This is a genomic window from Streptomyces sp. SBT349, assembly GCF_001083795.1.
Lineage (GTDB): Bacteria > Actinomycetota > Actinomycetes > Streptomycetales > Streptomycetaceae > Streptomyces.
The window spans coordinates 1-8350 of sequence record NZ_LAVK01000326.1 but is presented as its reverse complement, the minus strand read 5'-3'; the positions used below and the strand labels follow the sequence as shown (position 1 = coordinate 8350).

Below are 8350 nucleotides of genomic sequence, written 5' to 3'. Positions count from 1 at the left end.
CCCCGGCTCCCGCGGACGGTGTCGGCCGGGGGGTGTCGTGACCGTCGCGGGTGGGTATCGCGTGGTGCGGGTGCGGCGGGGGGCCGTGCTGGTGCACGGGCGGGCCCTCGGCGTCGGAGCGGTGCTCGCCATCCTGCTCGCCGGGGCGGCCCTGGCCGCCCTCTGCCTCGGGGAGTCCGCCGTCGCGCCGGGCGACGCCCTGCGGGCCGCGGCCGGCCTGGAGTCCGAGGCCGACTTCGTCGTGGGAACGCTGCGGCTGCCCCGGCTCACCCTCGCCCTGCTCGTGGGGGGCGCGCTCGGGGTGGCGGGCGCCCTGATCCAGACCGTCGCCCGCAACCCGCTGGCCAGCCCCGACATCATCGGCGTCACCCATGGGGCCGCGGCCCTCACCGTCGGCGCCATGACCTACGGCCTGGCCTCCACGGCCGTTCTCCCCCTCTGGTCCGTCGCCGGTGGCCTGGCCGCCGCCGGGCTCGTCTACCTCTTCGCCTGGCGGGGCGGCCTGCACGCGGCCCGTTTCGTGCTCATCGGCATCGGCCTCGCCGTCGCCCTCCGCTCGGTCACCCAGCTGTTCCTGACCAGGGGCGACTTCCAGGTCGCCCAGCAGGCCACGGTCTGGATGACCGGCTCGTTCAACGGGCGCGGCTACGACGAGGCCGTGCCGCTGGCCTGGGCGCTGCTGGCGCTGGTGCCCGCCGTGCTGTGGGCCGCCCGCGCGCAGCGGACCGTGGTGCTGGACGACGACACCGCCACCGCGCTCGGCGTGCGTATCGGCCGCACCCGCGTGGGCCTGGCCTCCACCGGCGTGCTCCTCGCCGCGCTGGCGACCGGCGCCGCGGGCCCGGTGGACTTCGTCGCGCTCCTCGCGCCGCAGATCGCCCGCCGCCTCACCCGCACCGCCCAGATCCCGCTGCTGTGCTCGGCGCTCGCGGGGGCGTTCCTCACCGTGGCCGCCGATGTGCTGGCGCGGACGCTGTTCTCGCCCACCGAGCTGCCCGCCGGGGTGGTCACGGCCGCCGTCGGCGCCCCCTACCTGCTCTGGCTCATCGTCACCAACCGCACCGGAGGCCGCACATGACCAGCCGTCTGCGCGCCAGGGGGCTGACCCTCGGCTACGACGCCGCCGGGCCGGTCGTCCACGGGCTCGACCTGGACGTTCCCGACGGCCGGGTGACGGTCGTCGTGGGGCCCAACGCCTGCGGCAAGTCCACCACCCTGCGGGCGCTGGGGCGGCTGCTGAGGCCGCGCGGCGGGGCCGTGCTGCTCGACGGCCAGGAGCTGGCCGCCATTCCGACGCGCAGGATCGCGCAGGCGCTCGGGCTGCTGCCGCAGTCCCCCGTCGCGCCGGAGGCCATCACGGTCGCCGACCTGGTCTCGCGCGGGCGCCAGCCGCACCAGCGGTGGTGGCAGCAGTGGTCGGAGGCGGACGAGCGGGCGGTGACCGAGGCGATGGCGCTCACCGATGTGACGGAGCTGGCCGCCAGGCCCGTGGACACCCTGTCCGGCGGGCAGCGGCAGCGGGTGTGGATCGCCATGGCGCTGGCCCAGGAGACGGATCTGCTGCTGCTCGACGAGCCGACGACGTTCCTCGACATCGGCCACCAGGTCGAGGTGCTGAACCTGGTGCGGCGCCTGGAGCGGACCGTGGTCACCGTGCTCCACGACCTCAACCAGGCCGCCCGTTACGCCGACTTCCTGGTGGCGATGAAGGACGGGCGCATCGTGGCACGCGGGCGCCCCGGCGAGGTCGTCACGGCGGAGCTGGTGCGCGAGGTGTTCGGCCTGGACGCCGTCGTCGTGCCCGACCCGGTGACCGGCTCCCCGCTCGTCGTCCCCTCGGCCCCCGTGCCGAGAACCACCCCCGAACCGAACGAGAAAGAGGCGACGTCCGCATGAACCGCCGTCACACCACGATCCCCTCGGCCCTGGCCACCGCGCTCGCCCTCGCCCTGACCGCCTGCGGAGGCGGCTCGGACGACGGTGCGGGCGGGGGCGGCGAGGAGGCCGGGACCAGAACCGTCGACTCCGCCATGGGCCCGGTCGAGGTGCCGGAGAACCCCGAGCGCGTCGTCGTGCTCGACACCGGCGAGCTGGACACCGCGATCACCCTGGGCATCACCCCGGTCGGCGCGGTGCAGACCGACACCGGCGTGATGTTCCCCGAGTACCTGCCGCGGGAGGGCCTGGAGGGCGTCGAGAACGTCGGCGCCATCGCCCAGCACAACCTGGAGGCCATCCACGAGCTGGACCCGGACCTCATCATCGGCAGCAAGGTCCGCGACGAGCAGCGGTACGACGAGCTCTCCGAGATCGCCCCGACCGTCTTCACCGAGCACGTGGGCGCGCCCTGGCGGGAGAACTTCCTGACCCACGCCGACGCCCTGGGCAGGCGCGCCGAGGCCGAGGACATCGTGGCCGCCTACGAGGCGCGCGTCGCCGAGGTGGTCGAGGCGCTGGGCGGCGAGGAGGCCGTGGCCGGTACCGAGGTGAGCATGGTCCGCTTCATCGAGGGCGGCAACACCCGGCTCTACGCCGACCAGAGCTTCATCGGCCGCGTCCTGGCCGACATCGGCTTCGCGCGCCCGGAGATCACCGCCGACGCGCCCGACGGGTTCGCGGTCGAGATCAGCCCGGAGCAGGTCGACCGGGCCGACGGGGACGTCATCTTCTACACCTCCTACGGCGCCGCCGACGCCTCGGGCGAGGAGGAGGCCGTCGGCGGCCCGCTGTGGGACGGCCTCTCCGCCGTCCGGGAGGGCGACGCCCACCGGGTGGACGACGGCCTGTGGTTCCTCGGCATCGGCTACACCGCCGCGGGCCAAATCCTCGACGAGATCGAGGGGACCCTGGCGGCCGGCTGAGGCGCGCGGGGCCGGTTCACAGCGCGTCGATCCGCTCGATCTCGCCGATCACGCGCTGCTTCAGGGCCCGCCCCATCGGGGCGTAGCCCAGCTCGGCGGCGAAGCGGTCGGCCTCCGTGTCGGTCAGGACCCAGGTCCAGAAGTCCCGCAGCAGCAGGGCCGTTCCGTCGTCGTAGCCGCAGGCGTAGGCGAGGATCCAGTTGGCGCCGGTGATGGGGTAGCCGTCGCCGCCGATGTCGTCGATGTTGAACTGGAAGTCGCCGGGGATCTCGGCCTCCTCCGAGGCGGCCGTGGTGGCGGCGAGGGTGGGCTCGACGGGGACGCCGTCCTCGTTGACCACGCGGGCCGTCGCCAGGTCGTTGGTCAGCGCGTAGGACTGGTTGACGTAGCCGAGACCGCCGGGGCTCTCCTGGACGGCGCGGGCGACGCCCTCGTTGCCGTCGCCGCCGGCCGTGTCGGCGTGCCAGTCGATGTCCGTGCCCTCGGCGTACTCCTCCGCCCAGAACCCGACCTCGGTGGTCAGGTAGCGGGTGAACACGTAGGTGGTGCCCGAGCCGTCGGAGCGGTGGACCGGGGCGATCTCCTCGTGCGGGAGGTCCATGTCCGGGTTGAGGGCGGTGATCGCCGGGTCGTCGTAGTGGGTGACCTGCCGGTCGTAGACCTGGGCGATCACCTCGGAGGTGAGCACCAGGCCGTCCAGCGCGTCGTCGTTCAGCGCGATGACCACCGCGCCGAAGACGACGGGGAACTGCACGGCCGGGCAGCCCCGCACGTCGTCGGCGACCGACAGCTCGCTCTCCTGGAGATACCGCTCCGAGGAGCCGAAGTCCACGGTGCCGGAGAGGAACTGCTCGATGCCGCCGCCGGAGCCGACGGCCTGGTAGTCGATCCAGACGCCGGTCTCGATGTGCCGGCCGTAGTAGGCCATCCACTCCTGGAACAGCGGGTCGGGGAACGTCGCCCCCGAGCCCGAGAGCCGGCCGGTGAGCGTGCCCCGGGTGACGGTGGCCTCGCCACCACCGTCCCCGGTGCACCCGGCGCAGGCGGCGAGCAGGACGGCGGCCGCCGCGGTGGGCGCGGCGGCGCGGGCGAGCAGGTTCCGCATGGCGCCTGTGCCCTTCCGGTCAGCCGAAGCGGCCCGAGACGTAGTCCTCGGTGGACTGGTTGGTCGGGTTGGTGAAGATCTTCGTGGTGGTGTCGATCTCCACCAGGCCGCCCGGCTCGCCGATGGCCTTGAGGTTGAAGAAGCCGGTGACGTCGCTGACCCGCTGCGCCTGCTGCATGTTGTGGGTCACGATGACGATCGTGTACTGCTCCTTCAGCTCGGTGATCAGGTCCTCGATCGCCTGCGTGGAGATGGGGTCGAGCGCCGAGCAGGGCTCGTCCATCAGCAGCACGTCGGGCGCCACCGCGATGGCGCGGGCGATGCACAGCCGCTGCTGCTGGCCGCCGGAGAGTCCCGAACCGGGGCGGCCGAGGCGGTCCTTGACCTCTTCCCACAGGTTCGCCGCGCGCAGCGAGCGCTCGACGAGGCCGTCGAGGTCGGCCTTCTTCATCCGCTTGTTGTTGAGCTTGAGCCCGGCCGCGACGTTGTCGTAGATCGACATGGTGGGGAACGGGTTGGGCCGCTGGAACACCATGCCGATGTGGCGGCGGACGCCGACCGGGTCCACGCCCAGGCCGTAGAGGTCCTGGTCGTCCATGAGGACCTTGCCCTCGACGCGCGCCCGGGGGACGAGCTCGTGCATGCGGTTGAGGGTGCGCAGGAACGTCGACTTGCCGCAGCCCGAGGGGCCGATCAGGGCGGTGACCGACCGCGGCTCGATCGTCATCGACACGCCCTGCACGGCGAGGAACTTGTCGTAGTAGATGTCGAGGCCCTTGACCTCGATGCGCTTGGCCACAGTGCTTCGCTTTCTGTGAGGTCAGGGGGTCAGTTGCGGATCTTGGGCGCGAACAGCCGGGCGATCAGCCGCGCCACGAGGTTGAGCGCCATCACGATGAGGATCAGCGTCAGCGCCGCCGCCCACGCCCGGTCGTAGAACGCCTCGCGGGCGAAGCCGGGGGCGGTCGCGTACTGGTTGTAGGAGTAGACGGAGAGCGTGGCCATCCGTCCTTCGAACGGGTCGAAGTTGTCGCCCCTGGTGATGCCGACCGTGATCAGCAGCGGGGCCGTCTCGCCGATGACGCGGGCGATGGCCAGCGTGACGCCGGTGGCGATGCCCGCGATCGCGGTGGGCAGCACGACCTTGAGGATCGTTCGCCACTTGGGGACGGCCAGCGCGTAGGACGCCTCGCGCAGCTCGTTCGGCACCAGCTTGAGCATCTCCTCGGTGGAGCGCACCACCACCGGGATCATCAGCACGCTCAGCGCGACCGAGCCCATGAAGCCCATGCGGATGCCGGGCCCGTAGAACAGTTCGAACAGCGCGTAGACGAAGAGACCGGCGACGATCGAGGGGATGCCGGTCATGACGTCCACGAAGAACGTGATGGCGCGGGCCAGCCGCCCGCGGCCGTACTCGATGAGGTAGATCGCCGTCATCATGCCGATCGGCACCGATATCAGCGCGGCGATGCCGGTGATGATCAGCGTGCCCGTCAGGGCGTGGCTCGCGCCGCCGCCCTCGTTGACGACGCCGAGCATCGAGTTGTTGAAGAACTCCGAGTCGAAGCGTTCGAGGCCCTCCCCCACGACCGTGCCGAGCACGGAGACCAGCGGCAGCAGGGCCAGCAGGAACGCCGAGCTGACGATCGCGGTGACGAACCGGTCGAAGGCGCCCCGCGGGCCCTCGACGGTGCGCGACCAGAGGTAGACCGTGGCCGTGTACCCGACGACGCCGACGATGGCGGCGAGCGCGGGGGCGGCGTCGAGGAGCTGCCACAGCGCCAGGCCGATCAGGACGAACGCGGCCAGCGTGCCGGGCGCGGCGCCCCGCGGCAGCGAGGCCCGCGACAGCGGAACGGGGGCCAGCACCACGGCCGGGTCCCGGCTCTTGTCCAGGGAGGTGGTCGGAGTGGACATCAGTTGGCTCCCGAGAAGTCACGGCGCCGGTTGATCACCGCGCGGGCCCCCATGTTGACGAGGAGGGTGACGGCGAAGAGGACCAGGCCCGAGGCGATCAGCGTGTTGACGTCGAGCCCGGAGGACTCGGGGAACGACAGCGCGATGTTGGCCGCGATCGTCGAGGAGTTCTCGCTGCTGATCAGGTCGAAGCTGACGACATCGCGGCTGGCGGAGAGCACGATGGCCACGGCCATGGTCTCGCCGAGCGCGCGGCCCAGGCCGAGCATCGAGCCGCCGATGATCGCGGAGCGGCCGAACGGGAGCACCGCCATGCGGATCATCTCCCAGCGGGTGGCGCCCAGCGCGAGGGACGCCTCCTCGTGGAGCCGGGGCGTCTGGAGGAACGCCTCCCGGATCACGGCCGTGGCGATCGGCAGGATCATCACGGCGAGCACGACGATGGCGACCAGCATGGTGCGGCCGGTCGTGGAGGCGGGCCCGTCGAACAGCGGGATGAAGCCGAGGTTCTCCGAGAGCCACTCGGTGGGTTCCACGGTCATCGGCGCCAGCTCGAAGAAGCCCCACAGGCCGAAGATGATGCTGGGCACGGCGGCGAGCAGGTCGATCACGTAGCCCAGCAGGGAGGCGAGGCGGCGCGGGGCGTAGTGCGAGATGAACAGCGCGATGGCCACCGCCAGCGGGGTGGCGATGACCAGGGCGAACGCGGCGGATATCAGCGTTCCGAACAGGACGGGCCAGACGTACAGGACGATGCCGTCGCCGCCCGGTATCCGGTCGGAGTCGGCCCACAGCGCGGGCCACGCCTCGGCGACCAGGAACGCGGCGACCCCGGCGAGGATGACCAGGATCAGCAGACCCGCGCCGGTGGATGCGCCGGAGAAGACGCGGTCCCCCAGCTGCTGCGGCGTTCCCCGCCTGCGCCCGCCCTCGGTCGCGCGAACCGGGTCGCGCTTGCTCTCCTTGGTGGGAGGCACAGTCTCTCCCTTTCTCATACGGCTTTCTCGGCTGGAACGAACTCGGCTGGCCGTAGGGGCTCTACGGCGAATGGCCCCAGGTCCGGGCGGCCACCCTGCGGGGGCCACCCGGACCGTTGGGGCCAGGAGGTGGGGGTCAGGCGGCGGAGATCGCGTCCACGGCGGCCTGGAACTCGGTGCGGAGCTCCTCGGAGAGCGGGGCGGAGCCGGCCTCGGTGGCGGCGGCCTGCTGGCCCTCCTCGCTGATGATGTAGCCGAGGAACGCCTGGACGAGCTCGGCCTTCGCGGCGTCGTCGTAGGTGGCGCAGGCCATGGCGTAGGACACCAGGACGATCGGGTACGTGCCGGCCTCGGTGGTGTCACGGGCCAGGTCGTACGCGAAGTCGTACTGGCCGCGACCCTCGACGCGCTCCGACACCGCGAGAACGGCGGCGGCGGCCTCGGGGGAGTAGGACACGAACTCCTCGCCCACGCCGACGCTCACGGTGCCGAGCTCGGTGGCCTGGCTGGCGTCCATGTAGCCGATGGTGCCGTCGCCGCCGGAGATGGCCGCGGAGACACCGGAGGTGCCCTGGGCGGCCTCGCCGCCGGAGACCGGCCACTCGTCGCTGACCTCGTGCGGCCAGTCGTCGGGGGCCACGGCGGCCAGGTACTCGACGAAGTTCTCCGTGGTGCCGGACGGGTCGGACCGGTTCACCACGGTGATCGCGGAGTCGGGCAGCTCGACGTCGGGGTTGTCCGCCGCGATGGCCTCGTCGTTCCAGGTGGTGATCTGCTGGTTGAAGATCTGGGCGATGGTCGACGGGCTGAGGTTCAGCGAGTCGACGCCCTCCAGGTTGAAGGCCAGGGCGATCGGGGAGACGTAGACGGGGATCTCCACCACGTCGCCGGCGCAGCGCTCGGTCGCCGCCGCCAGCTCGCCCTCCTCGTCGTGGAAGTAGGCGTCGGTGCCGCCGAAGTCGGTGCCGCCCGCGATGAACTGCTCGCGGCCCGCGCCGGAGCCCGAGGGCTCGTAGTCGACCGTGACATCGGGGTTCACCGCGTTGAACCCGGCCATCCAGGCGCCCATCGCGGCCTCCTGGGAGCTGGCGCCGGCGCCCGCGATGGTGCCGGAGAGCTCCGACGTCTCGCCGTTGCCCCCGGTGTCCCCGCCACCGGTGTCGCCGTTCCCCTCGTTGTCGCTGCTACAGGCCGTGACCAGGGCCAGGGCGGACACCGCGACTATCGCGGCGGACTGTGCGCGCCAGTTGCGCATGGCCGTTGCTCCTTGTTCAAAGGTCCCAGCCGGTCCGGCCGGGTGCAGATGACTTGTATGTGTCGAGGAGAACGTAGGAGCAGCCAGCGAAGCAGTGAGGGCCAGAAGGTGAACAGAAAGATAGGTTCAACGGAACCGGCAGTTTCACAAAAAGAGTTGGAATCGTTAAGGAACGGGTCTCCCTCCTGAGACCCGCACCGGCGTCCCCCGGCGGTGCCCGGATCCCCCGCGC

8 protein-coding genes are annotated in these 8350 nt (G+C 71.8%); 3 read left to right on the top strand and 5 right to left on the bottom strand.

What is annotated here, in order from left to right; translation table 11 throughout:
* The first annotated feature begins 37 nt into the window (after positions 1–37).
* Genes ADY01_RS28825 through ADY01_RS28815 form a run of 3 tightly spaced genes read left to right on the top strand, consistent with a single transcriptional unit; the run spans position 38 to position 2861 of the window.
* Complete coding sequence (locus ADY01_RS28825) at positions 38–1078, top strand: FecCD family ABC transporter permease (protein ID WP_063784394.1); 1041 nt, start codon at positions 38–40, stop codon at positions 1076–1078.
* On the top strand, positions 1075–1896 hold the full coding sequence (locus tag ADY01_RS28820) for an ABC transporter ATP-binding protein (protein ID WP_049579346.1): 822 nt from the start codon (positions 1075–1077) through the stop codon (positions 1894–1896). The genes ADY01_RS28825 and ADY01_RS28820 overlap by 4 nt, the downstream gene beginning before the upstream one ends.
* Entirely contained in the window at positions 1893–2861 is a 969-nt protein-coding gene (locus ADY01_RS28815) for an ABC transporter substrate-binding protein (RefSeq protein ID WP_049579345.1), read from the top strand. The genes ADY01_RS28820 and ADY01_RS28815 overlap by 4 nt, the downstream gene beginning before the upstream one ends.
* A gap of 16 nt (positions 2862–2877) precedes the next feature.
* On the opposite strand, the gene pstS (ADY01_RS28810) is transcribed toward ADY01_RS28815, so the two are convergent.
* The 5 genes from pstS (ADY01_RS28810) to pstS (ADY01_RS28790) all read right to left on the bottom strand — a co-directional run bounded on the left by pstS (ADY01_RS28810) (position 2878) and on the right by pstS (ADY01_RS28790) (position 8118).
* The gene (gene pstS / locus ADY01_RS28810) at positions 2878–3966 is read right to left on the bottom strand and encodes a phosphate ABC transporter substrate-binding protein PstS (protein ID WP_049579343.1); all 1089 of its coding nucleotides are present in this window, start codon (positions 3964–3966) and stop codon (positions 2878–2880) included.
* Between the two features lie 19 nt (positions 3967–3985).
* A complete protein-coding gene (gene pstB, locus ADY01_RS28805) occupies positions 3986–4765 on the bottom strand; it encodes a phosphate ABC transporter ATP-binding protein PstB (RefSeq protein WP_049579342.1) in 780 nt (259 codons plus the stop codon).
* A gap of 29 nt (positions 4766–4794) precedes the next feature.
* Positions 4795–5886: a phosphate ABC transporter permease PstA gene (gene pstA / locus ADY01_RS28800; protein WP_049579340.1), complete on the bottom strand. Its 1092-nt coding sequence runs from the start codon at positions 5884–5886 to the stop codon at positions 4795–4797.
* On the bottom strand, positions 5886–6881 hold the full coding sequence (gene pstC / locus ADY01_RS28795) for a phosphate ABC transporter permease subunit PstC (RefSeq protein WP_078900703.1): 996 nt from the start codon (positions 6879–6881) through the stop codon (positions 5886–5888). Before pstC ends, pstA begins: the two co-directional genes overlap by 1 nt.
* Positions 6882–6999: 118 nt before the next feature.
* A complete protein-coding gene (gene pstS / locus ADY01_RS28790; RefSeq protein WP_049579337.1) occupies positions 7000–8118 on the bottom strand; it encodes a phosphate ABC transporter substrate-binding protein PstS in 1119 nt (372 codons plus the stop codon).
* Positions 8119–8350: the final 232 nt, after the last annotated feature.